The 22,971-nt window shown below is 66.8% G+C and carries 26 protein-coding genes; 10 read left to right on the top strand and 16 right to left on the bottom strand.

Going from position 1 to position 22,971, the window contains the following annotated elements; all coding sequences use genetic code 11:
• The first annotated feature begins 31 nt into the window (after positions 1-31).
• From G6N31_RS02495 to G6N31_RS02460, 8 genes are all read left to right on the top strand, one after another.
• Positions 32-1,678, top strand: a complete 1,647-nt coding sequence (locus G6N31_RS02495; RefSeq protein ID WP_098003325.1) for a thiolase C-terminal domain-containing protein — start codon at positions 32-34, stop codon at positions 1,676-1,678.
• 44 nt (positions 1,679-1,722) lie between these two features.
• Positions 1,723-2,553, top strand: coding sequence for an alpha/beta hydrolase (locus tag G6N31_RS02490; RefSeq protein ID WP_098003324.1), 831 nt, complete (start codon positions 1,723-1,725; stop codon positions 2,551-2,553).
• Positions 2,553-3,371 carry an NAD(P)-dependent oxidoreductase gene (locus tag G6N31_RS02485; RefSeq protein WP_098003323.1) on the top strand — a complete coding sequence of 273 codons (819 nt, stop codon included), beginning with the start codon at positions 2,553-2,555 and terminating at the stop codon, positions 3,369-3,371. Before G6N31_RS02490 ends, G6N31_RS02485 begins: the two co-directional genes overlap by 1 nt.
• A complete protein-coding gene (locus G6N31_RS02480) occupies positions 3,368-4,186 on the top strand; it encodes an NAD(P)-dependent oxidoreductase (protein WP_098003322.1) in 819 nt (272 codons plus the stop codon). Before G6N31_RS02485 ends, G6N31_RS02480 begins: the two co-directional genes overlap by 4 nt.
• A gap of 113 nt (positions 4,187-4,299) precedes the next feature.
• Positions 4,300-5,502, top strand: a complete 1,203-nt coding sequence (locus G6N31_RS02475; RefSeq protein WP_098003321.1) for a cytochrome P450 — start codon at positions 4,300-4,302, stop codon at positions 5,500-5,502.
• Positions 5,503-5,530: 28 nt separating this feature from the next.
• On the top strand, positions 5,531-5,731 hold the full coding sequence (locus G6N31_RS02470) for a ferredoxin (RefSeq protein ID WP_098003320.1): 201 nt from the start codon (positions 5,531-5,533) through the stop codon (positions 5,729-5,731).
• Entirely contained in the window at positions 5,728-6,933 is a 1,206-nt protein-coding gene (locus G6N31_RS02465) for a cytochrome P450 (protein ID WP_098003319.1), read from the top strand. Before G6N31_RS02470 ends, G6N31_RS02465 begins: the two co-directional genes overlap by 4 nt.
• A gap of 7 nt (positions 6,934-6,940) precedes the next feature.
• On the top strand, positions 6,941-7,729 hold the full coding sequence (locus tag G6N31_RS02460) for an alpha/beta fold hydrolase (RefSeq protein ID WP_098003318.1): 789 nt from the start codon (positions 6,941-6,943) through the stop codon (positions 7,727-7,729).
• A 20-nt stretch (positions 7,730-7,749) separates the two neighbouring features.
• Here G6N31_RS02460 and G6N31_RS02455 read toward each other — a convergent pair whose 3' ends face one another.
• The 13 genes from G6N31_RS02455 to G6N31_RS02395 form a co-directional block, all read right to left on the bottom strand.
• Complete coding sequence (locus G6N31_RS02455) at positions 7,750-8,034, bottom strand: DUF1330 domain-containing protein (RefSeq protein ID WP_098003317.1); 285 nt, start codon at positions 8,032-8,034, stop codon at positions 7,750-7,752.
• 17 nt (positions 8,035-8,051) lie between these two features.
• On the bottom strand, positions 8,052-8,243 hold the full coding sequence (locus G6N31_RS02450) for a ferredoxin (RefSeq protein WP_098003316.1): 192 nt from the start codon (positions 8,241-8,243) through the stop codon (positions 8,052-8,054).
• Positions 8,240-9,514, bottom strand: a complete 1,275-nt coding sequence (locus tag G6N31_RS02445) for a cytochrome P450 (protein WP_098003315.1) — start codon at positions 9,512-9,514, stop codon at positions 8,240-8,242. The genes G6N31_RS02450 and G6N31_RS02445 overlap by 4 nt, the downstream gene beginning before the upstream one ends.
• Positions 9,515-9,613: 99 nt before the next feature.
• Positions 9,614-10,135 carry a carboxymuconolactone decarboxylase family protein gene (locus tag G6N31_RS02440; protein ID WP_098003314.1) on the bottom strand — a complete coding sequence of 174 codons (522 nt, stop codon included), beginning with the start codon at positions 10,133-10,135 and terminating at the stop codon, positions 9,614-9,616.
• 20 nt (positions 10,136-10,155) lie between these two features.
• Complete coding sequence (locus G6N31_RS02435; RefSeq protein ID WP_098003313.1) at positions 10,156-11,004, bottom strand: TauD/TfdA dioxygenase family protein; 849 nt, start codon at positions 11,002-11,004, stop codon at positions 10,156-10,158.
• Between the two features lie 14 nt (positions 11,005-11,018).
• Positions 11,019-11,351, bottom strand: coding sequence for a hypothetical protein (locus G6N31_RS02430; protein WP_098003312.1), 333 nt, complete (start codon positions 11,349-11,351; stop codon positions 11,019-11,021).
• A gap of 2 nt (positions 11,352-11,353) precedes the next feature.
• Positions 11,354-12,625 (bottom strand): aromatic ring-hydroxylating oxygenase subunit alpha, encoded by a 1,272-nt coding sequence (locus G6N31_RS02425; RefSeq protein ID WP_098003311.1) that lies wholly within the window; start codon positions 12,623-12,625, stop codon positions 11,354-11,356.
• A gap of 36 nt (positions 12,626-12,661) precedes the next feature.
• Positions 12,662-13,426, bottom strand: coding sequence for an SDR family NAD(P)-dependent oxidoreductase (locus tag G6N31_RS02420; protein WP_098003310.1), 765 nt, complete (start codon positions 13,424-13,426; stop codon positions 12,662-12,664).
• Between the two features lie 7 nt (positions 13,427-13,433).
• Positions 13,434-14,462 carry a ferredoxin--NADP reductase gene (locus G6N31_RS02415; protein WP_098003309.1) on the bottom strand — a complete coding sequence of 343 codons (1,029 nt, stop codon included), beginning with the start codon at positions 14,460-14,462 and terminating at the stop codon, positions 13,434-13,436.
• An 87-nt stretch (positions 14,463-14,549) separates the two neighbouring features.
• Positions 14,550-15,002, bottom strand: a complete 453-nt coding sequence (locus G6N31_RS02410) for a MarR family winged helix-turn-helix transcriptional regulator (protein WP_098003308.1) — start codon at positions 15,000-15,002, stop codon at positions 14,550-14,552.
• Positions 15,003-15,035: 33 nt separating this feature from the next.
• Positions 15,036-16,292, bottom strand: a complete 1,257-nt coding sequence (locus tag G6N31_RS02405) for a metal-dependent hydrolase family protein (RefSeq protein WP_098003307.1) — start codon at positions 16,290-16,292, stop codon at positions 15,036-15,038.
• A complete protein-coding gene (locus G6N31_RS02400; protein ID WP_098003306.1) occupies positions 16,289-16,633 on the bottom strand; it encodes a hypothetical protein in 345 nt (114 codons plus the stop codon). Before G6N31_RS02400 ends, G6N31_RS02405 begins: the two co-directional genes overlap by 4 nt.
• Before the next feature lie 2 nt (positions 16,634-16,635).
• The gene (locus G6N31_RS02395) at positions 16,636-17,901 is read right to left on the bottom strand and encodes an aromatic ring-hydroxylating oxygenase subunit alpha (RefSeq protein WP_098003305.1); all 1,266 of its coding nucleotides are present in this window, start codon (positions 17,899-17,901) and stop codon (positions 16,636-16,638) included.
• A 203-nt stretch (positions 17,902-18,104) separates the two neighbouring features.
• Here G6N31_RS02395 and G6N31_RS02390 point away from each other — a divergent pair, with 203 nt between their 5' ends.
• Together G6N31_RS02390 and G6N31_RS02385 are read left to right on the top strand one after the other, a co-directional pair.
• On the top strand, positions 18,105-19,562 hold the full coding sequence (locus G6N31_RS02390) for an aldehyde dehydrogenase (protein WP_098003398.1): 1,458 nt from the start codon (positions 18,105-18,107) through the stop codon (positions 19,560-19,562).
• A gap of 13 nt (positions 19,563-19,575) precedes the next feature.
• Complete coding sequence (locus tag G6N31_RS02385; RefSeq protein ID WP_420090577.1) at positions 19,576-20,346, top strand: emopamil-binding protein; 771 nt, start codon at positions 19,576-19,578, stop codon at positions 20,344-20,346.
• On the opposite strand, the gene G6N31_RS02380 is transcribed toward G6N31_RS02385, so the two are convergent.
• From G6N31_RS02380 to G6N31_RS02370, 3 genes are read right to left on the bottom strand one after another with little or no spacing between them, the layout of a single operon-like run.
• Positions 20,341-20,874 (bottom strand): carboxymuconolactone decarboxylase family protein, encoded by a 534-nt coding sequence (locus G6N31_RS02380; protein WP_098003303.1) that lies wholly within the window; start codon positions 20,872-20,874, stop codon positions 20,341-20,343. The genes G6N31_RS02385 and G6N31_RS02380 overlap by 6 nt on opposite strands.
• The gene (locus tag G6N31_RS02375; RefSeq protein WP_098003302.1) at positions 20,871-21,707 is read right to left on the bottom strand and encodes a mycofactocin-coupled SDR family oxidoreductase; all 837 of its coding nucleotides are present in this window, start codon (positions 21,705-21,707) and stop codon (positions 20,871-20,873) included. Before G6N31_RS02375 ends, G6N31_RS02380 begins: the two co-directional genes overlap by 4 nt.
• Before the next feature lie 32 nt (positions 21,708-21,739).
• Positions 21,740-22,942 (bottom strand): cytochrome P450, encoded by a 1,203-nt coding sequence (locus G6N31_RS02370; protein ID WP_098003301.1) that lies wholly within the window; start codon positions 22,940-22,942, stop codon positions 21,740-21,742.
• Positions 22,943-22,971 lie beyond the last annotated feature (29 nt).

Raw genomic sequence — 22,971 nt, 5'->3', positions numbered from 1 at the left:
TGAGCGCTTGCGCGAAGAGGATTGAGACCCGATGAGTCGGCTTCCACTGCCGCAGTTGACGTTCGACAACGAGTTTTTCTGGACGTCGGGTGCGGACGGCGTGCTGCGCATTCAGGAGTGCGGTGACTGCAAGTCGCTGATCCATCCGCCGCAGCCGATATGCCGCTACTGCAGCAGCCGCAACCTGGGTCCGCGGGAGGTTTCCGGACGCGCCGTACTCTCGGCGTTCACGATCAACGAGCGCTTCTCCATCCCGGGCCTGTCAGCGCCGTACGTCGTCGCGCAGGTCGCGATCGAGGAGGATCCGCGGGTCCGCCTGACCACCAACATCATCGAGTGCGACCCCGCCGACCTGGAACTGGGCCGCGTCGTCGAGGTCGTCTTCGAACAGAACGAGGATGTGTGGTTGCCGCTGTTCCGGCCGACCGCTTCCCCGGAGACCGCGCCGTTACCCGAGGACGAGATCACCCCGCAGGACTTCGGCAGGTTCGTCCGGCCGATGCTGACGACCGAGAAGTTCGAGGACGCTGCCGCGATCACCGGCATCGGCGCCTCGAAGATGGGGCGACGCCTGATGGTGTCTCCGTTGTCGCTGACGGTGGATGCCTGCGAGGCCGCCGTCGCCGACGCCGGCCTGACGTTCGCCGACATCGACGGACTGTCCACCTATCCGGCCATGGACGCGATGGGCATGGGTGAAGGCGGCGTGACCGCGCTGGAGGGCGCCCTCGGCCTCCGGCCGACGTGGATCAACGGCGGAATGGACACCTTCGGGCCGGGCGGATCGCTGATCGCCGCGGTGATGGCGGTGGCGACGGGCATGGCCCGGCACGTGCTGTGTTTTCGCACGTTGTGGGAGGCGACGTTCAGCCAGCTCATGAAGGAGGGCAAGGTTTCGCCGCCCGGCGGCACCAGGGTGAACAGCTGGCAGGCGCCGTTCGGGGCAACCTCCGCGGCGCACACGCTGGCGCTCAATGCCCAACGCCACTTTCACCGTTACGGCACCACGAAAGAGACCCTCGGGTGGATCGCGCTGAACCAGCGCGCCAACGCCGCGCTCAACCCGACCGCGATCTACCGCGAGCCGATGACGATGGACGACTATCTCAACGCGAGACCGATCACCACACCCTTCGGCCTCTACGACTGCGACGTGCCCTGTGACGGCGCGGTCGCGGTCGTCGTCTCGGCCGTCGAGGCGGCGGCCGACGCGCCGAAGCCCCCGGTGTACTTCGAGGCCGTCGGTACCCAGATCATCGAACGGACCGACTGGGATCAGACCACCCTCACCCACGAGCCGCAGGTGCTCGGGCAGGCCGCGCACCTCTGGACGCGGACGTCGCTACGGCCCGCCGATGTCGACGTCGCCCAGCTCTACGACGGCTTCACGTTCAACTGCCTGTCCTGGCTGGAGGCCCTCGGGTTCTGCGGCATCGGCGAAGCCAAGGACTTTCTCGACGGCGGTGCCGCCATCGCCCGGGACGGGGTGATTCCGCTCAACACCCACGGGGGCCAGCTGTCCCACGGCCGCACGCACGGTATGGGTCTGGTCCACGAGGCGGTGTCGCAGCTGCGGGGCGAGGGCGGCGAGCGGCAGGTCGCCGACGCCCGGGTGGCCGTGGTGAGCAGCGGTGGGCTCACGCCGAGCGGGGTCATGCTGCTACGGACCACCACGTGACTGCGGCCCCACGGCCACGCGTCGTCCTGGTCGACGGGATCCCGATGTCGGGGCTCGTCGCGCAGGCGGAGGACCCCCGGGCGGTGATCGTCGCCGTCCACGGTGGGGCCACGTCGGCCGCGTACTTCGACTGCCCGGGCCGTCCCGAGCTGTCCCTGCTGCATCGCGCGGTGGCCGCCGGTTTCACCGCGATCGCGCTGGACCGGCCCGGCTACGGCACCTCGGCGGCTTATGCCGGTGAGTTCTCCGATCCGGCACGCCGGGTGGCCGTCACATCGGCCGCGGTGGACAAGATCGTGTCGGGCAGCGGCGGCGCCGGGGTGTTCGTGCTCGGGCATTCGGCGGGATGTGAGCTCGCGCTCCGGCTGGCGACCGCCAGGGATGACATCGTCGGCGTCGAGTTGGCAGGCACCGGACTGCGATACAGCGACGCGGCCAAGGACATCATCGCGTCGGCTACGGTGACCAACCGGCCCGCTGGGCTGCGTGATCTGCTGTGGGAACCCACCGAGCTCTACCCCGCCGAGGTGCTCACCGGTGCGCTGTCCGCGCCCGGGGTGGCCTACGAGGCAGAGGTGACCGCGAATTGGGCGCGCCGCGACTTTCCCGCGGTCGCCGCCGAGGTGCGGGTTCCGGTGCAGTTCAGCATCGCCGAGCACGAAAAGGTCTGGCAGACCGGCCCGTCGGCGGTCGCAGCCATCGCCGGGCTGTTCGACGCCGCCCCGCACGTGCAGGTCAACGAAGTGCCCGCCAGCGGACACAACCTGTCCGTCGGGCTCACCGCCGGCCAGTACCACGGACAAGTGTTGTCGTTCATCGAGGAGTGCATCGCGGGCACACAGGGCCGCGACCGAGTTCACGTGGAGGCGAGCTGATGCGGGTCGGATTCATCGGATTGGGCAGCCAGGGCGGCCCCATGGCGCGGCGGATCGCGCAGGGCGGATTCGAGACCACGCTGTGGGCGCGGCGCGCGGCCAGCCTGGAACCGTACGCCGACACCCCGGCCAAGTCGGCGTCGACGCCGGCCGACCTCGGCGCCGCCAGCGACCTGGTCTGTTTGTGCGTGGTCGGCGACGACGACGTCCGTGAGGTGCTCTACGGCGACACCGGGGTGCTGGCCGGGATGGCTGCGGGCGGCATCGTCGCGATCCACAGCACCGTGCACCCGAACACTTGCCGAGAGATCGCCGACAAGGCTGCCGCACAGGGTGTTTCGGTCATCGACGCGCCGGTCAGCGGCGGCGGGCCCGCGGTGGAACAGGGCACGCTGCTGGTGATGATCGGCGGCGACGAAGAGGTCGCCGACCGATGCCGGCCGGTGTTCGCGACGTACGCCGACCCGATCGTGCACCTGGGCCCGCTGGGCAGCGGCCAGAACACCAAGATCCTCAACAACCTGCTGTTCAGCGCCAACCTCGGCAGCGCCGTCAGCACCCTGGAGCTGGGCGAATCCCTCGGTATCCCGCGCGACAAGCTGGTCGAGGTGCTCAACCGCGGGTCAGCCACCAGCAAGGCCGTCGGCAGCATCTCGATGTTCGGCGGCACCCTGGACGGCCTGGCCCCGATCGCCGGTGCACTGCTGCAGAAGGATGTCCGGCATGCGGCCAGCCTGGCTGCCGCGGCATCGGCCCCCGAGGGCGCGGTCTTCACCGCGGCCGACGCCGCCCTGATCGCCATGGACCACCGGCGGTGACGCAGGTCGGATTCGTCGGTGCGGGCCGGATGGGCACGCCGATGATCGAGCGTCTGGTCAGCGCCGGCCACCACGTCCGCGCGCTGGCCCGCACCGACGAGAAGCGGGCAGCGGTGCAGGAATTGGGCGCCACGGCCGTGGTGCAGCCACAAGCGGTCGCCGTCGGCGCCGAAGTCGTGGTGGTGTGCGTGTTCACCGACGAGCAGGTCCGCCGGGTGTGTCTCGACGACGGGCTGCTCGACGCGATGGGCGCGGGCTCGGTGCTGGTCGTCCACACCACGGGCAGCCCGCGCACCGCCGAGCTGTTGGCCGCGCGGACCCCCGGCGTGGCGGTGGTCGATGCGCCGGTCAGCGGCGGCCCGCACGACATCGCCGCCGGCCGGATCACGCTCTTCGTCGGCGGCGATGAGGGTGCCGTCGAACGCGCCCGGCCCGTCCTGGCCGCCTACGGCGATCCGATCGTGCACACCGGTCGGCCCGGTTCGGGCCAATGGGTCAAACTCCTCAACAACACTCTGCTGGCGGCACAGCTGGGGCTGCTGCGCGAAGCCGCGGCGTTCGGCGCGCGGGTCGGCGTCGACGAACGGGGTCTGCTCAGTGCGATCCGGTGCGGCAGCGGCGCCAGCAAGGCCGCGGACATGATCGGTACCCGCGGGCAGGGGTCGGTGCAGGACTTCATCGACTCGATCAGCGAGTTCCTCGGCAAGGACGTCGCGGTGATCCGCGAGGTCGCCGCCGAGACCGGTAACGAACTGGGAATTCTCGAGATCCTGCTGGACAGCGTCGTACCCGCCGACACCCCGCGCGCCGGATGAGCCGCCACATCACCGACGCGAATGTCGCTGTGCTGGTCTACCGAAACTGATAGCGTTACAGTTAATTCACTTCTCGTAAAGCATCCGGCCCAGCCAGCCGCGACGGAGGAAAAATGTCAGCTCCTGAACTCCGCTTCGATCCCGTCTCCCCGGACTACTTCGCCAATCCGTACGAGATCTACCAGCGGATGCGTGACGAGGCCCCGATCTACTACGACGAGGAACTGGATTTCTACGCACTGACCCGCCACGCCGACGTGGCCGCGGCGCTGAAGGACCACGAGGCCTTCTCCTCCTCCCGGGGTTGCGACCTGGCCATGGTGCGCCGCCCCGAGGGCCCGCCGAAGTCGATCATCTTCATGGACCCGCCGGAGCACCGGCATATGCGCAGCCTGCTCAACAAGGCGTTCACGCCGCGGGCGATCCAGTCCCAGCGCGAAACCATCGTCGAGCTGGTCGAGCACTATCTGTCGCAGGTCGATCCCGATCATTTCGACGTCGTGCAGGACTTCTCGGGACCGTTCCCCGTCGAGGTGATCACCCGCATGGCGGGTGTGCCCGAGGAGTTTCGCCAGCAGTGCCGCCACTGGATCGACAAGGGTCTGGAGCGCGCGCCCGGGCAGATCGAGCTGTCCGAAGAGGCCATGCAGGCCAACATCGACTCGGGTGTGTACTACTACGGCCTGGTCCAGGAGCGGCGCGCGCAACCGCAGGACGACATGATCAGTCGGCTGATCGCCGCCGAGATCCCCGGTGACAACGGTGAGATGCGCCGGCTCGACGACGTCGAGATCGCCGGCTTCGCCGCGCTGCTCGGCGGAGCCGGCGCCGAAACCGTGACGAAGCTGGTGGGCAGCGCCGTGGTCGAGTTCGCACGCCATCCTGAGCAGTGGCAGATGCTGCTCGACGATCGCAGCCTGCTACCTGCCGCGGTGGAAGAGTTGCTGCGTTACGTCGGGCCGGTGCAGTACAACGTGCGGTGGACGCTCAAGGAGGCCCACGTGCCCAGCGGCACCATTCCGGCCGGCAAGCCCGTGTTCCTGCTACAGGCTGCCGCCAACCGTGATCCCCGTGCGTTCGACGACGGGGAGAAGTTCGACATCACCCGCGATCGCACCCAGGCCCAGAATCTCGGCCTCGGTTACGGCATCCACAGCTGCCTAGGTGCGGCGCTGGCCCGGCTGGAGACCTCGATCGCGCTCGAGCATCTCCTCGACTTCATGCCGCGCTACGAGGTCGATGCCGACGGTTTGGAGAAGGTGCACATGCAGAACGTCGCCGGCTACCACCACGTCCCTGTGCGGGTACTGCGGTGAGTCGCGGCACGAAGGGAGGGACGCATCGGTGACCCAAAAGATTGTCGTCGATTTCGGGTTGTGTGAGGCCAACGGAGTGTGCATGGGCATCATCCCCGAGGTCTTCGATCTTGACGAGGACGATTATCTGCACGTCCTGCAGGAGGACGTGACACCCGAGAACGAAGAGCAGGTCCGGGAAGCCGTGCGCCAGTGTCCCCGGCAGGCGATCGCGATCGAAGACGCATGACGTCAACCGAACTCGTCTTCGACCCGTTCTCGGAGGAATTCTTCAACGGTCCCTGGGAGATCTACCGACGGATGCGGGCCGAAGCCCCGGTGTACTACAACGCCGAGTACGACTTCTATGCGCTGTCCCGGCACGAGGATGTCGCGGCGGCCTACAAAGACTTCGAGACCTTCTCCTCGGCGTACGGTCTGGATCTCGCCACGGTCCGCTCCGACGAGCCGATGCCGGCGAAGATGATCATCATGATGGACCCGCCTGAGCATCGGCAGATGCGCAGCCTGGTCAACAAGGTCTTCACCCCGCGCGCCATCGAGGCGTTGCGACCGATGGCCACCGAGACCATCGACCGCTACCTCTCCGCGGTCGACCCCGGCGGCTTCGATGTCGTCGGGGACTTCTCGGCGCTGTTCCCGGTCCAGGTGATCACCCAGATGCTCGGCGTGCCGGAGGAGTACCGCAAACAGGTCGGCGAGTGGGTCGACACGTCGCTGGCCCGGGAACCGGGCCAGATCGAGATGTCCGAGGAGGGCATGCAGGCGGTCGGCGAACTGATGGGGTTGTACTACAACATCATTCAGCAACGCCGGGCCGAGCCTCGCGACGACATGTTCAGCAGGTTGATCGCCGCTGAGGTCACCCGCGAGGACGGTGATACCGAGTCGCTGGATGACTTCGAGATCGCAGGCTTCGCAACGCTTCTCGGCGGCGCCGGGGCCGAGACCGTCACCAAGCTGATCGGCAACGCGACGGTGACGTTCGCCCGCCACCCAGAGCAGTGGCAGAAGCTGCTCGACGACCGCAGCAAGATTCCGGCCGCGGTCGAGGAGTTGCTGCGCTACGAAGCGCCGAACCAGTACAACGTTCGCCGCTCGATGAGGGATGTGGAGATCCACGGAGTCACGATTCCGGAGGGCAAGCCGGTGTTCCTGCTCGCCGGCTCGGCGAACCGGGACCCCGATGCGTTCACTGACGCAGACACCTTCGATATCGACCGCGACCGCACCGAGGCGCAGAACCTCGGTTTCGGTTACGGCGTGCACAGCTGCCTGGGCGCGGCGCTGGCCCGGATGGAGAGTGCCATCGCCCTCGAACGGCTGCTCGATTTCATGCCGCGCTACGAAGTGCGGTGGGACGGCTGTCGAAGGGTCGCTGCGCAGAACGTCGCGGGATGGTCGCACGTGCCCGTGCGCGTGCTCGCGTAGTCCGTTCATGCGGTTCGTGTTCGTGCACGGCGGCTTTCACGCTGCCTGGTGCTGGGAACGCACGATCAACCAGTTGGCGGCGCTGGGACACGACGCGGTGGCGGTGGACCTGCCCGGCCACGGCGCGCGTCTCGACGAGGAATCGACGCTGGCCAATCGGCGGGAGGCGATCGTCGAAGCGCTGGCAGCCGCGGCACCGGAACGCAGTGTGCTGGTGGGCCATTCCGGGGGCGGCTTCGATGCCACGCTCGCCGCCGACGCACGGCCGGATCTGGTGCGCCACATCGTCTACCTCGCTGCTGCGCTACCCCGGGAAGGCCGCACCTATCCGGAGGCGATGGCGATGCGCGACTCCGAGTCCGGACCGGTCGAGCTGGGCGGCGATTTCGACGGCGACGTCGGGGAGATGCTGGGCTACCTGCACTTCGACGAGGACGGCGCGATGCGCTTCGCCGACTTCGACGGCGCGTGGAAATACTTCTACCACGACTGCGACGAAGCTACCGCACGCTGGGCGTTCGACCGGCTCGGCCCGGAGCGCTTCGGCGACACCACCGTCACACCGGTGTCGGTGCCCCGTTTCTGGGACGCGGACCTGCCACGCAGTTTCATTGTGTGCGAACAGGATCGGTCGATGCCGCGCTGGCTGGCCGACACGGTGACGCGCCGGCTCGGGGTCGAGCAACTGTCGATCGACGCGTCGCATTCACCGTTTCTGTCGCGGCCGCACGAGCTGGCCGAGCTGCTGGTGCATGCGATCACCACCAGTCCGGTCGCCGCCCTGTCTCCGTACTGATGTCGGGGACGCCGCGGGCGTCAGAGGCCGGCGACGACCGCCCCGTGGCAGTCGGCTGCAGCCTGGCGCAGCTTCGCCGCCGCCTGGTACTCGTCGGAGTAGTACCACTGCTTGGCGGCCTCCACGGAATCGAATTCCAGCAGCACCGTCTGGGTGCCGTGCCACTGGCCCTCGAGGTTCTCGGCCGGCGGACCGAACGCGAGGATCTTGGCGTTGCCCATCGTCTGGCTGGCCAGCTTGGCGTACTCGCCCATGCCGGCTGCGTCCTTGACGTCCTCGGTGATGATCACATAGCCCTTGGCCACTGTTATTTCTCCTACCGTCAATCGATTTCGCGGATTGCCCGTTCTGGGCAATTGTCGATGGCCTCACGTGCGGCATCCTCGGAGCCGGCCGGGACGGTCTCGGGGTCGGCGACTGCCCAGCCGTCGTCGGTCATCTGGAACACCTCCGGGCACAGTGTCAGACACATACCGTGGCCGGCGCACCGATCCTCGTCGACCATCACCTTCATCGGACGTCGAACTCCAGATGCAGTTCGGTCAGTCCGCGCAGGATGTAGGTCGGGATGTACTCGTATCGCCGGGCACCGGCCGGTCCGTGCTTGTCCTCGGAGATCCGGATGTCGGTGGTGCGGTCGAGCAGGCGCTCCAGCCCCACCCGGGTCTCGGCGCGCGCCAGCGGCGCACCGGGGCAGCTGTGGATGCCGCGGCCGAACGCGAGGTGCTGGCGGGCGTTCTTGCGTTCCGGATCGAAGGTGTCGGGGTTCTCGAAGCGCCGCGGATCACGGTTGGCCGCGCCGTTGATCACCATCACCGTGCAACCCGCGGGCAGCTGCTGATCACCGACGGTGGTGGGCACCCGCGACAACCGGAAGTCGCCCTTGACGGGGCTCTCGATGCGCAGGCACTCCTCGATGAAGTTCGGCAGCAGGCTGCGGTCCTCGCGCAGTTGCGCCTGGATGTCGGGATGGTCGCCGATGACCTTTAACGCCGTCGACAGCAGTCGCACCGTGGTCTCCTGGCCGGCGGAGAACACGTTGGTGGCCACCCGCACCACGTCACCGACCTCCGGCATGGTGCCGTCGGGGAACGTCGCGGTCGCCAGCCCGGTCAGCACGTCGTCGCGGGGTTGCGCACGGCGGTCCTCGACGTACTCGGCGAACACGTCGTAGAGGTACTCCAGCGGCGTCTTGGTCAGCTGCTTGTCGGCGTTGCCGAGACCGCTGCCGTGTGTGCCGCGCGCCAGTCGCTCCAGCAGTTCGGCCCGGTCCTCGTCCGGAACCCCGAGCAGATCGGCGATCACCCGCAACGTGAACGGACCGGCGAACCCCTTGATGAACTCGCCCTGGCCGGGTGCCAGGAAGTCGTCGAGGATGTCGTCGGCGAGCTGCCACATCGCGTCCTCGTTCTCCTTGAGGCGCTTGGGGGTGATCAGCCGCATCAGCAGGGCGCGGTGGTTGGTATGGGTCGGCGGATCGAGCGTCGGCAGCTGATCGCTGAACGGGATCTCGTCGCGGTGCTGCTTGATCACCTCGGTGACATCGTCACCTTCCAGCGGCACCGGGAAGCCCGGGAACGGGCCCGTCACCGAGATGCACGACGAGAACGTCTCGGCATCGTTGTAGACGTCGACGGCCTCCTGCCATCCGGTCACCATGGTGACGCCGTAGTGGTCCTCGCGCGCCACCGGGCATTTGTTGCGCAGCGCTTCGTAGAACGTGTAGGGGTCTTCGGTCAGGCGACTGTCCCGGAAGAAGTCGACCGTGGTGAGGTCTTCAGCCATGCTCGCTCCGTTTCACCGGTCTCACTGTATGAGAATGAGATTCTCATCTTTGCGTATCAGGTTTTCATACCGGCCGCGCGCCGTCAACGAGGGGTCCGGTCAGGGATGTTCGGGCGCGATGGCCAGCACGTTGACGGCGACCGCCAGCGACTGATAGCAGCCCACGGTGAAGAGCAGATCGAGGATCTGCCGTTCATCGAAAAACTCCCGCAGCCTCATCCAGGTGTCGTCCGCCAACGTGTGGCTCCGGTCGATTTCGTCGACGGTCGCTACGACCAGGCGGTCGACCGCGTCGCTGCTGTCGCCGGCTCGGATGCGGTCGAGGTCGGCGGCCGTCACGCCGGCGCGCTCGGCGATGGCGATGTGATGGTCCCACAGGTAGTCGCAGCCCCGCAGGTGGACGGCGCGCAGCAACGCGACCTCGCGAATCCGCGGCGACAGTGTCGAATTCAGCAGCAGGTGCGCGTTGAAGTGCAGGTATCCGCGAGTAAGGTCCGGGTGCCGCAGCAGGGTGGCCAACACATTGCCGGCGTCGCGCGAGTTGCGCCGGTCCTCGGACAGCAGCGGGCTCAGCGCGTCCCGCATCGCGTCGTCCCATTGCTCCTCCGGCAACGGAGTCATTCGAGACCCGGCCGGCGGGCTCACTGGATCGGCTCGTCGCCGAGCACGGTGGTTCGCAACATCTCGCGTGGCGAATCCTCCGCGTAGGGTGCGGCGCGGTGCAGCACCCCGCGGTTGTCCCAGATGACCGTGTCGCCGACCGACCAGGTGTGCCGGTAGACCTTGTCGGGCGTGGTGGCGCGATCCAGCAGATCTTGCAGCACGGCTCGCCCCTCGTCGAGGTCCAGCCCCACGATGTGGTCCGCAGACGCTCCGAGTACCAGCGACTTCCGCCCGCTGCGGTGCGTCCAGACCAGCGGATGTTCGTGGGTTGGCCGCGCCCGCCACCGGGCCAGCTGCTCTGGGGTCGGGTCGGGCGTGATGCGGCGCTGTGACGCCTCGAGCGAATGGACCACGCGCAGGGCCCCGAACCGGATCTTCTCGTCGTCGGTCAGATCGTCGTAGGCGGCGTAGGAACTCGCGAACTCGGTTTCCCCGCCGTGCTCGGCGACATGCTTGGCCGAGAGCACGGTGGCCTTCTGCGGGTACTCGTCGCCGGTGGGGGTGCAGCCGTCGATGTGCCAGTCGAAGGTCGCGCGAAGGTAGGCCGCCGACGAGTTCTTGGACTTGTCCAGCGTGACAGGGTATATCCCGGCAACCGGATGGTGACCGTCCGAGGAGTGGTCGATACCGCCGAGCCGGCGACAGAATTCCACCTGCGCAACGGGATCGAGGTGCAGCTCCGGCAGCACCAGGACGCCGTTGCGCTCGAGGGCCTCGAGTAGGGCGTCGCCCAGCGCCGTGTCGGAGCCCAGGTGCGCCGGGTCGAGCCCGACGACCTTGGCGCCGACGGACGCGGTCAGCTTGTTGATGGTCAGCGCTGTCGTCATGGCTGTTTCCTCACTCAGGGCACCGGCGCGCTGACGCGGTCGAGCACGGCGTCGGCGGAGTCGGCGGGCTTCTGGGTGCCGAAGACCTCGACGGCCATCGACACCATGATCATCGAGTAGACGAGGTGCAGGAGGTTCAGCACATCCTCCGGCAGGTCGTCCAGCGGGAACTTGTCGCAGTAATCGATGGCTTCCTCGAATCGCGGCGTGAACGCGTCGTAGAACTCGTGGATCTCCCCCATCGCAGTCTCCATCCGCATCTGCCACCGCTCGGGTTCGGTGGCCAGACACCATTTCTCGGCGAATCGTTCGTACTCGGCGAAGGCACTGGGCAGGTGGTCGGCCATGGTCACACCCCCACCGGACGGCGCTCGCTGCGGTACTCCTCGACCCACTTGACGGCCTCGTGGTGGAGGTGGCGCACCAGGATCTCCTGGTCGCTGAGCGGGTAATCGTCGACCACCGGTTCCCCCAACCCGTACTCCAGCGCGGCCTGTGTGCCGCCGAGCATCCCGGCGTCCTGCAGCGCGAACTCCTTGAGCACCACCGACGCCACCTCGTGTTCGACACGTTCGCGCACCGTGCGCGCCGGATGGAACGCGTTGTAGGCCTCGAACTTGTGGGTGTTGTGCGAAGTCGGCCAGTACCGGTACAGCAGATACCAGCCGTGGTAGATCAGGATCTCGAGGTTGGGGAAGATCTGGAAGTTGGTGATGCCCCACGGCTCGATACCGCCGGGGTTCAGACCGGCCGACTGGTGGGTCTCCGGAGTGCGCCACGGCCCCACCAGACCGCTGCGGGTGGCGCGCTCGACCGGGTACATGTACTCCGGTGCCAGCAACCAGCGCCGGGTGCCCGCGGTCGAAACCAGGCGGTGCGGTCCGTCGATCTGAAAGTGCCCGCACTCGAATGTCGCGTTGGGTTGCCGAACCTCGGTGGGCACCTGCTGGCTGTGCAGCGAGGGGACGTGGTAGTACTCCTGGAACGCGTCGGCGAAGATCTTCCAGTTGCTGTTGTTGTGCGCGGCGAACTCGTACCGCTCGGTCATCAAGTCGAACGGGTAGTCGTCGAGAGCGGTGATCATCGGGCCGAGGAACTCGCGCAGTGTCTGCCGGGGCTCACGGTCGAAGTTGATGAAAACGAAGCCGTTCCACACATCGCAGTGCACCGGCGCCAGACCGTAGCGCTCGTTGTCCAGGTCGAAGAACTCCCCCTGCTGCTGGACGAAGGTGAGCTCTCCATCGAGACCGTAACGCCAGCCGTGATACTTGCAGGTGAACTGCCGGCATACACCTTTGACCTCGGCCGCGGGAAATTCGTTCCACACCAGCTTGTTTCCGCGGTGGCGACAGATGTTGTGAAAGGCGCGGATCTGCTGATCGCGCCCGCGGACCACGATCACCGAGGTTCTGGCGACCTCGATCTCCTTGGTGAAGTAGCTGCCGACCCGCGGGACATCCTCGATCCGACCGACGTTGAGCCAGGCGCGTTTGAACACCGCCTCTCTCTCCAGTTCGTAGAACTCCGGTGAGATCGAATCCCGGAACGACACCGGGCCCGTCCCGAGTACGGGATAGTGCTCGGTCCAGCTGCCCTCAGCGGGCTTCGGCCACTTACCCATCTGAATCTCCCTGTCGTAGTGCGCTGTCGACGCCTGTCATGCCATCACCGACCCTCCGTTGACACCAAGTGTCTGACCGGTGATGAAACCTGCTTCCGCAGAGCACAGGAAGCCGACGGCCGCGGCGATGTCGGCTCCCGTGCCGAGGTGCCCGACGGGGATGCTGGCAGCCATCTGCTCGTTGGGGGGGAGGTAGCCGGCCGCCTGCGACTGGTGCTGCATCGGCGTCTCGATCCCCGACGGCGGGATGTTGTTGACCGTGATACCCGCCGGGCCGTATTCCCGTGCCAGTGAGCGCGTGAGCGAGATCAAGCCGCCCTTCGATGCGGCGTAATGTGCCATCCCGGGTGAGCCGCGTTGCGCGCTGGACGACGAGATCATCACGATGCGACCCCACCCCGCTTCCAGCATGTCGGGAATCGCGGCCTGCGCGCAGTGGAACGTCCCGTTGAGGTTGACGTCGATGAGGCGCTGCCAGCTCTGCGGCGAGATCTCCAGGAACGGCGCGAAGTCCACCAGGCCGGCGCTCGTGACCAGAATGTGCACCGGACCGAGTTCAGTACGAACTTTGGCGAATGCGTCATCGACGGCCGGCCGGTCCACGACGTCGACCGCGAGACCGAGCGCGGTGATACCGTCGGCGCGCAGCTCCTCGGCGACGCGTTGGGCGGCGTCACCGTTGAGATCGAGGACAGCGACCTTGTGTCCCCGCCTGCCGAGCTCGCGGCAACTGGCCTCGCCCATCCCGGAGGCACCTCCGGTCACCACTGCAACCCGCGACTGCGGGGAATCACTGGGCATGTCGCTCCTACTCGTAGATCATGTGCACTCGAGGGCTGGTCGGCAATGCCTGACAGGACACCACCCAACCCTCGGCGACCTCGTCATCATCGAGCGCGTCATTGTTGACCATGCGCGCGCTGCCTTCGACGATGCGCGCCATACACGTTCCGCACGAACCTGTTTCACAGGAATACGGCGCCCGCAGGCCCGCCGAGCGCGCGACCTGTAGCAGCGTATCGCCCTTGCGGTAGGCCGCCACGGTCTTCTTGCGGTCCAGTTCGATGACGACCTCTTCGGTGTCCTGGGTCTCGGCAGCATCGACTGGGATCTCGGCGACGGTGAACCGCTCCAGGTGCAGGCGGTCCTTCGTCACCCCGGCCGACAACAGGGCGTTCTCCACGGTGTCCATGAACGGGGTCGGCCCGCAGATGAAGAAGTGGCCGGCTGCGCTGTCTCCCGCGAAGGAGTCGATCGTCTCGGGGCTGACCACACCGGCGTCCTCGTCGAAATGGTGCCGTACGGTCAGCCGGTCGGGATAGGCGTCGGCCAGTTGCTCGAGCGCGTCGGAGAAGATCACCGAACTGCGGCCGCGGTTGGCGTAGAACAGTTTCACCGGCCGCTCGGAGTCTGCCAGCACCGTACGCACCAGGGACATGATCGGGGTGATCCCGCTGCCGCCGGCGAAGGCGATCAGTGGCGCGGTGGCCGAAACCCCCTCGTCGAGAACGAATTTCCCTTCGGGCGGGGCGGCCTGCAGCTCGCTGCCCGCGGTGGCGGTGTCGTTGAGCCAGTTCGAGACCACGCCGCCGGGATCGCGTTTGACGGTGATGCGGAGCTCGTCTTCGAGCGGCGCCGAGGACATCGAATAGCAGCGCCGCAGGTCGCGTCCCTCGACGCTGACTAACAGGGTCAGAAACTGTCCGGCTTTGTACCGGAAACGGTGCGAGCAGTCCTCGGGCACGTCGAGCACCAAGGAGACGGCATCGCAGGTCTCGCGGACCACCTGCTTGATGCGAAGCGGTGCGAATCCTTCGGTGGTGAGATTCTCGGCCATCGCTCGCCACAATATCAAGTACTTGTCATTAACCTCAAGTACTTGTCACTGCCGCGAATCGCCCCGTGCGCCCACGGTGGTTGACGATCAGGGGTCGACGTGGTCGGTGTAGAGCTGATGCCCCGTGCCCTGCTCGACGACGCGGGCGAGCAGCTCCCGCAGGGTCTGCTGCTCGGACTTCGACAGCACGCCGAAAACCTTGTCGTGCGCGGTGATCGCGTCGTTGACCACCGCCGCCGCGACCTGACGTCCCTGGTCGGTCAGGAAGGCCTGCAGGATGCGTCCATGGGCGGGATTCTGCTTGCGCTCCACCAGACCGCGCTTCTCCAACGCGGTCAGGGCGAGCTGCACCCCCTGCGGACTGATCAGCAGACGACGAGCCAGTTCCGCGCCCGAAAGCCCCGGCTCGTTGGACAGTTGCCGCAGGACACCGATCTGCGCGGTACTGACGCCATGGTCGCCGACGGCTTCGTTCACGCTGGTCAGCGAGAAGTAGAAGGCCTGCTTCAGCAACCACAGGATGTTGTTCGTGAGCTCCACACCAGCCCCGTCACGTGCCGCCATGTCTCGACGTTAGCCCTGCTCGCCGGTGTCGTGCTTGACCACCGCACCGTCTTTCATCACGAAGCGCACATCGAGGGTGGCGGTGATGTCCTGAGACGGGTCCCCGGCGACCGCCACGATGTCGGCGAGATACCCGTCGGCCAGCCGCCCGAGTTCGTCGTCGGCCTCGATGAGCTCAGCGCTGGTGACCGTCGCCGCACGGAGCGCCTGCATCGGGGTCATGCCGCGCTTGACCAGCGCACCCAACTCCTTGGCGTTCTGTCCGTGTGGCACCGCCGGGGCGTCGGTGCCACAGGCGATGCGGACTCCGGCCGCGATCGCCTTCGGCAGCATCGCCTGGGCCTGCGGGAACACCGTCTCGGCTTTCTTGCGCAGTTCCGGGGCGATGCGGTCGATGGCCATGGCCTCGGTCAGGTAGGTCGTCGACACCAGGAACGTTCCGTGGTCGACCATCATCTGGATGGTGTCGTCACTGGCGAGGAAGCCGTGCTCGATGCAGTCGATGCCGGCCCGGATGCACGCGCGAATCGCGCTGTCGCCCACCGCATGGGCGGCCACCCGCACTCCGGCACGGTGCGCCTCGTCGGCGATCGCGGCGAACTCCTCGTCCGAATACTGTTGCGCGCCGGGTGCGGTGCTGTGCGACATCACCCCGCCCGAGGCAGACACCTTGATCAGCTTCGCGCCGTGGCGGATCTGATAGCGCACGCAGGCCCGGACGTCGTCGACGCCGTTGGCGATTCCCTCGGCCACCGACAGCGGCATGATGCCCGGCGCGAGGCGCTGAAACACGGTCGGGTCGAGGTGACCGCCGTACGGTGTGACGGCGTGTCCGGCCGGATAGATCCGCGGCCCGACGTGCCAGCCCTGGTCGATGGCCCGCTGTAAGGCCACGTCGAGCAGGTACCCGCCCGTCTTGACCATCAGCCCGAGGTTGCGCACCGTGGTGAAGCCGGCTTCGAGGGTGGTGCGCGCATTCACCGCGGCCCGCAGCGTCCGGTACACCGGATCGTCCTGCACCCCGTGCATCGGGCTGGGCAACCCTTCCGGCCCGCCGGGCCCGCCGATGAGCAGGTTGAGCTCCATGTCCATCAGCCCCGGCAGCAAGGTCACGTCACCGAGATCGACGACCTCGCAGTCCTGCGGGGCCACATCGGGATTCACTGCCGAGATGCGATTGTCGACGACCACGACGGTGACCGGCCCCCGCACCTCGCCGGCGTCGACGTCGGCCCACCGCGCCGCCCGGATGACCGTGGTCGTCACGGCACGGGTTCGGCGTCGCAGTCCAGCGTCGTCGCACCGGAGTCGGGGACCTTGGGCTGCTTCCAGCACTCGACCGGGAACGACACCTGGATCATCGAGTAGAGCAGGCGCATCAGGTTCACGACGTCGTCGGGCAGGTCGTCGAGCGCGAACTTGTCGCAGTACGCGATCGCCTCTTCCGCCCGGGGCGTGATGGCGTCGTAGAAGGCCTGCATGTCGCGCATCGAGCTGCCCAGCCGCTTGGCGTAGCGCTCCGGCTCGGAGGCCAGGCACCAGTCGGCGAACTGTTCGAGGTCGGCGAACTCGGCGGGCAGCTTCGCGGTGCTGGTCGGCGCGTCCATGCTCACACCCCCGCCGTCTTGTTCCGGTAGTCCTCGACCCACGCGGCGGTCTCGGCGTGCAGGTGTCGGATCAGCACTTCCTGGTCGCAGAGCACGAAGTCATCGAGCACGCGGGATTCGATCATCGACTGAGTGGCCTCCAGGGTATTCGCGTCCTGCAGGCCGTACTCCTTGAACGACACCGCCGCCAGCTCCTGGGCGATGCGCTCCCGCGGCGTGCGGGGCTGCGGGAAGTACAGGGTGCCCTCGAAGATGTGGGTGTTGAAGGAGGTCGGCCAGTAGTGGTAGGTCAGGTACCAGCCCTGGCCCCAGAACAGCATCACGAAATTCGGGAACAACTGGAACGAATCCAGACCCCAGGGGTCGCATTTGGCCGGGTTGAGACCCTCGGGCATCTCCCCCAGATCCGGCTTGTCCCACGGGCCGAAAAGGCCACTCTGGCAGATGTCCTCGATCGGTTTGCGCATCTCGTCGGCCATCTCCCACGCACGCACGCCGGAAGTGCTGACCAACCGATGCGGGCCGTCGATACGGTAGTGCGGCGCCTCGAATCCGGCTTCGGCCGCGGCCTTCGAGTACGCGGTCGGCGACTGGTTCGCATGCAGTACGGGCGCGTGGTAGAACTCCTGGAACGCGTCCATGTAGAGCTTCCAGTTGGCCTTGACCTCGGAGCGGTAATGGAACCGTGACGTCATCTTGTCGAACGGGTAGCCCTCGAGGCCGAGGATCATCGGGCCGAGGAAGTCTCGCAGCGACTGTTCGGGTTGTTTGGCGAAGTTGACGAAGATGAAGCCCTCCCACACCTCGCAGTGCACCGGCACCAGTCCGTAGCGGCTCTTGTCCAGGTCGAAGAACTCGCCCTCCTGCTGCACGAAGGTCAGGTTGCCGTCGAGGTCGTAGCGCCAGGCGTGGTACTTGCAGGTGAATTGCCGGCACACCCCGCTGGTCTCCTCCAGGGGCATCTCGTTCCACACCAGCTTGTTGCCGCGGTGCCGGCAGATGTTGTGGTACGCCTTGACCTCACCGGAGGTGGTTCGCACGACGATGATCGAGGTGTTGACGACCTTCAGTTCCTTGGTGAAGTAGCTGCCCTTACGCGGGACCTGCTCGACCCGGCCCACATTCAGCCACGCCCGCTTGAAGACGGCCTGGCGTTCGACTTCATAGAACTCGGGGTCCACCGAGTCCTGGTATGACACCGGTCCTGTCCCCAATTGCGGATAGTGCTCTGTCCAGCTGCCTTCGGCCGGTTTGGGGAATCGGGGCATGTCGTCTCCTGTGGGCTGCCATCACTGCCGCGTCGTCCACGCGAACCGGTCCGACCAGTCTCGCAGGCAAACAATCAGGCGCAGCTGCCTTTTCGGATTTCGCGTCGAGACGACATCGCCGACGGTATATGCTCACCGCGTCAATCGCAAGTAGTTGATATTGCTCGGTGGCACGGTCGCCGGACGGAACGGAGGGCGACGAGGTGCGGCACGACGAGCTGTTCATCGGGGGGAAGTGGCAGGCGCCGAGCACCGACGGGCGCATCGACGTGATCTCCCCGCACACCGAGACGACGGTGGCCTCGGTCGCCGCGGCCGCCCCCGCCGACGTGGATCTCGCGGTGGCTTCGGCACGCTCGGCGTTCGATGCCGGGCCGTGGCCGCGTACTCCTCCCACCGAGCGCATCGACCTGGTGCGTCGCCTCGGCGAACGCTACGGCCTGCGCCGCCCCGAGATGGCCGACCTGATCACCGCGGAGATCGGTGCGCCCACGAGCTTCGCGCAGCGCGCCCAGGTGGCCCTGCCGTGGACGATGATCGACGCGTTCTGCGATCTCGCGCAGAACCATCCCTGGCGCGAGACCCGTGCGGGACGTTACGGCTCCGACATCCGCATCGATCACGATCCCGTCGGCGTGGTGGCCGCCATCGTGCCATGGAACATGCCGCAGTTCCTGATCACCACCAAGTTGATCCCGGCGCTACTGGCCGGGTGCGCGGTCGTGCTCAAGCCGGCCGCGGAGTCGCCGCTCGACGCGATGTTGCTCGCCGAGATCATCGACGAGGCCGGACTGCCACCGGGCGTGGTCAGCGTGCTGCCCGGGGACCGGGCCGTGGGCGAGTACCTGGTGCGCCATCCCGGCGTGGACAAGGTGTCGTTCACCGGGTCGACTGCAGCCGGCCGCGCGGTCGCGACCGCGTGCGCCGCGGATTTGAAGCGCGTCAGCCTGGAGCTGGGCGGCAAGTCGGCGGCCGTCGTGCTCGACGATGCTGATCCGGGCGCGGTCGCCGCCGGGGTGCGGTCGGCCAGCCTGTCCAACAGCGGTCAGATCTGTAATGCGTTGACCCGCATCTTGGTTCCCCAGACCCGGGCTGCGGAGTTCACCGACGCGCTGGCCGCCGAGATGAGCACGTTGATCGTCGGGGACCCTGCCGATCCGGCGACCCAGATGGGCCCGCTGGTCTCGCGACGCCAACAACAGCGGGTCACCGGGTATCTCGAGCAGGGCGTGCGCGATGGTGCACGCGTCGTGGTGGGCGGGACCGGCATGCCCGCCGGGCTCGACCGCGGCTGGTATGTCAAGCCGACCCTGTTCGACCAGGCCGACAACGCGATGGCCATCGCACGCGAAGAGATCTTCGGCCCGGTGCTCACCGTGATCCCCTACCGCGACACCGCTGATGCGGTCGGCATCGCCAACGACTCCGACTACGGACTGGCCGGTTCGGTGTTCACCGCCGACGACGAACGCGGCCTGCGGGTGGCCGCGGCGATCCGCACCGGCACGTTCGGCGTCAATCAGGGTTACCCGATGGACCCCTTCGCGCCGTTCGGAGGCGTCAAAGCCAGCGGATACGGGCGCGAACTCGGCGCCGAGGGCATCGACGGCTACACCCAGACCAAGTCGATCGCCGTGGCCACCCACGGGGACGGAGCGTGACGAGGTGACGACCGTGCACAGCACACCGAACCTGGCCCAGCCCTGGGCTCCGCATCGGCTCCGGATCTACACGGCCACCGCGGTGTTCACCACCGTGATGTTCGTCGGGATGACGATCGGCGTCGGTGTCGGCTTGATCCCCGCCTCCTTCACCGTCGATGTCGTGGCCAACATGCTCTTCGGCATTCCGGTGATCCTGCTTCCCCTGGTCTTGTTGTGGGATGCTCCCGGCGAACAGAGGAGCCGCCTCGACAAGGCCGCTGAACTGACGTTGTTCTATCTGCCCTATACCGCGTGCAGTCAGATCGGTTATGAGCTGATGTTCCTGATCGGCCACCCGTTGGGGTGGTGGACGCCCACGACCGACCCGGGCTGGAAGTGGCTGTGGTGGCAGTACGCGCTGGCCGACACCCGCTACGTCAGCGGCAATCCGTGGATCTTCGCCCTCGAGGTCGTCGGGGTCCTCACCGGCGCGACAGTTCTCGTCGTGTGGACCAGGCTGATCCGCACCGCTCTACCCATCGAGTCACGTATCCGGTGCCTGTGGGTCGCCTTCGCCGGATGCGCGGTCCTGATGAGCAGCACCGCCGTCTACTTCCTCGCCGAGGTGGGCGCCGGCTTCGAGAACATCGGCCAGGGCGCCTACAGTCTCGGGTTCAAGTTCATCGCCGAGAACGTGCCGTTCATCGTGCTTCCCCCGTTGGTGCTGTACGCGATTCACCTGCAGATCGACCATCTCACGCGGGTCGCCGGTCCGCGCGAGCACGTCGTCATGAACTCATGATCTCTGGTGCTCGTCCTCGATGCCGAACGTCTCGATCGCCATGGCCAGGGTGCCGTAGCCGCCGGCGGTGAACACCAGGTCCATCAGCTGCTGCTCGTCGAGGGCGCCCGTCAGCGCGTTCCACGTCGCGTCGCCGATGACGCTGTCCCGATGGAGCTCGTCGACCGCGGCGAGGACCGCCGCATCCAGGGGGTCGGCCGCTGCGCCGCGCCTGATGGCCGCAAGGTCCTCGTCGGTGAGACCGGCCCGTCGAGCCAGCGGCACGTGATGGTCCCAGAGGTACTCCGATCGGCGCACCGCTGCGGTCCGCAGGATGACGGTCTCGGTGATCCGCTTCGACAGCGTGGTGGTCATCAGCAGATGCATGTTGAACGTCAGGTAGGCCTTGGTCAGCTTCGGATGCCGGGCGAACGTGCCCAGCATGTTTCCCACGAGGTCGGGCTTGGCACGGTCGGCCGGCATCATCACCGACAGCGCCCGTACCACGGTGTCGTCCCACTCGTCGGCCGGTAGCGGCGCAATCCTCATTTCAGGCAGCTGCCGAGGTCGATCGGCATCGAAACACCGGTGACGTAACGGGATTCGTCGGACGCGAAGAACAGTACGGCGTTGGTGATGTCCTCGATCTCGACCCACGGGCGCGGCATACTGTGGAACATCTGGCACAACGGGGCGATGTCGTCCGGGCCGGGATTCTCCAGATCGGGACGGAACATCCGGAACGTCTCGTCGTTCATCACCATCGGCGAGTTGACGTGGGTGGGATGCACACTGTTGACCCTGATCATGTGCGGCGCCAATTCCACGGCACAGGACCGCATCAGCCCGACGACACCGTGCTTGGCCGAGACGTACTGGCTCATCTGCGGATAGGCCTTCAGGCCTGCTACCGAGCTGGTCAGCACGATGGAGCCGCCGCGGCCGCCCGCGACGATGTGCGGGATGCCGACCTTGACCGTCTTCCACACGCCGGTCAGGTTGATGTCCATCATGGTCTGCCAGACCGCTTCGTCGATCGCCTCGACGGTTTGACCACCGTTGCCGATGCCGGCGTTGGCCAGGATGATGTCGAGCCGGCCCAATTCTGCGACGCCGCGGTCGACCACGCGCTGCAGCGCATCCAGGTCGCGCACGTCGACCTCGTCGATGACGATACGCCGCCCAAGCGCTTCGACGCGCTCCTTGGTCTCCAGCAGGTCGCCGGGACTGGCAAGTTCGAGTTGTACGTGGTCGACGTTCTTGCAGACATCGATGGCGATGATGTCCGCGCCTTCCTCGGCCAGTTTGATGGCGTGGCTACGGCCCTGGCCGCGTGCCGCACCGGTGATGAAGGCGACCTTCCCCTCCACCCGTCCTGTCATAGTCGTTCCCTCGCTAGTTGTTTCGTGGGCATTCACACGTGTGCCGGCATGCTGTCCCAGCCGCGCACCGCCGACGAGGAGGAGAACACCGCGTCCTCGATGTCGACATTCCATTCGGGAAATCGATTCAGAATCTCGTCCAGGGCGATGCGCCCCTCGATGCGGGCCAGCGCGTTGCCAAGGCAGTAGTGGGCGCCCACCCCGAACGTCAGATGCTGACGCGGCGCTCGCGTGATGTCGAAGGTCTCGGCATCGGCACCGAATTGACGCTCATCACGGTTGGCGGCTCCGATCAGTGTCAGCAAGGCACTGCCCGCAGGCACGGTCGCGCCGTGGAACTCGACGTCGGCAGTGACATATCTGGCTGCCTGCAGCGCAGGAGGTTCATAGCGCAGGATCTCCTCGATCGCGCCGGGCAGCAGTGAGCGGTCCTCGGCGAGCCGGCGGCGCTGGTCAGGATGCTCGGAGAGCAGCTTGCCCGCCCACCCGATCAGCCGCATGGTGGTCTCCGCGCCGGCCACCGCGACGACGTTCATGAACATCAGCAGTTCGTCGCGGCGCAGTGTGCGCCTCCCGCCGGTCTCGTCGGTGAACTCCGCATTGAGCAGTTCGGTGGTCAGGTCGTCGGCGGGATGATCGGTGCGCCAGTCGATGAAGTCGGCGAATACCTGCCCGTCGGTGAGCACACCGTCCGGGTTGTCCGTCATTTGCGCTCCGCGCTCGGTGCGCACGTACTTGTCACCGTCCTCGGCCACCCGGCGCTGATAATCCTCCGGAATGCCGAACAGCATCCCGACCACCCGCAGCGGCATCACCGCACCGAGGTCTTTGACGAAGTCGAAGCGGGCGCCGCCGACCAGCGGGTCCAGACAGGCTTGGGTGAACTCGCGGATCTGGGGCTCCAACGCGTTGATCTTCCGTGGCGTGAACGCCCGCGCCAACAGATTGCGGTGAATGTCGTGGATCGGCGGGTCTTCGAAGATCAGCACGCCGGGCGGAATCTCGATGCCGGACTTGATGATCTCGAGCACGACTCCGCGCGCCGAGCTGAAGTTCTTGTAGTCCACCAGGGTGCGGTTGACGTCGTCGAACCGGCTCAGCGCGTAGAAGTCGTGGGTGTCGTTGTGGTACAGCGGCGCTTCCTCGCGGAAGCGTTTGAACATCGGATACGGATCGGCGTTGAGTTGCGCATGCCAGGGGTCGTAGTACAGCTGATCGGTGGCGCCGAGCGTCATCGTGAGCGTCCCTTCCGGCCGCGACTGCA

This window comes from Mycolicibacterium duvalii (genome assembly GCF_010726645.1).
In the GTDB taxonomy this organism is placed as follows: Bacteria; Actinomycetota; Actinomycetes; order Mycobacteriales; family Mycobacteriaceae; genus Mycobacterium; species Mycobacterium duvalii.
This window is presented reverse-complemented; position numbering and strand designations above follow the sequence as displayed.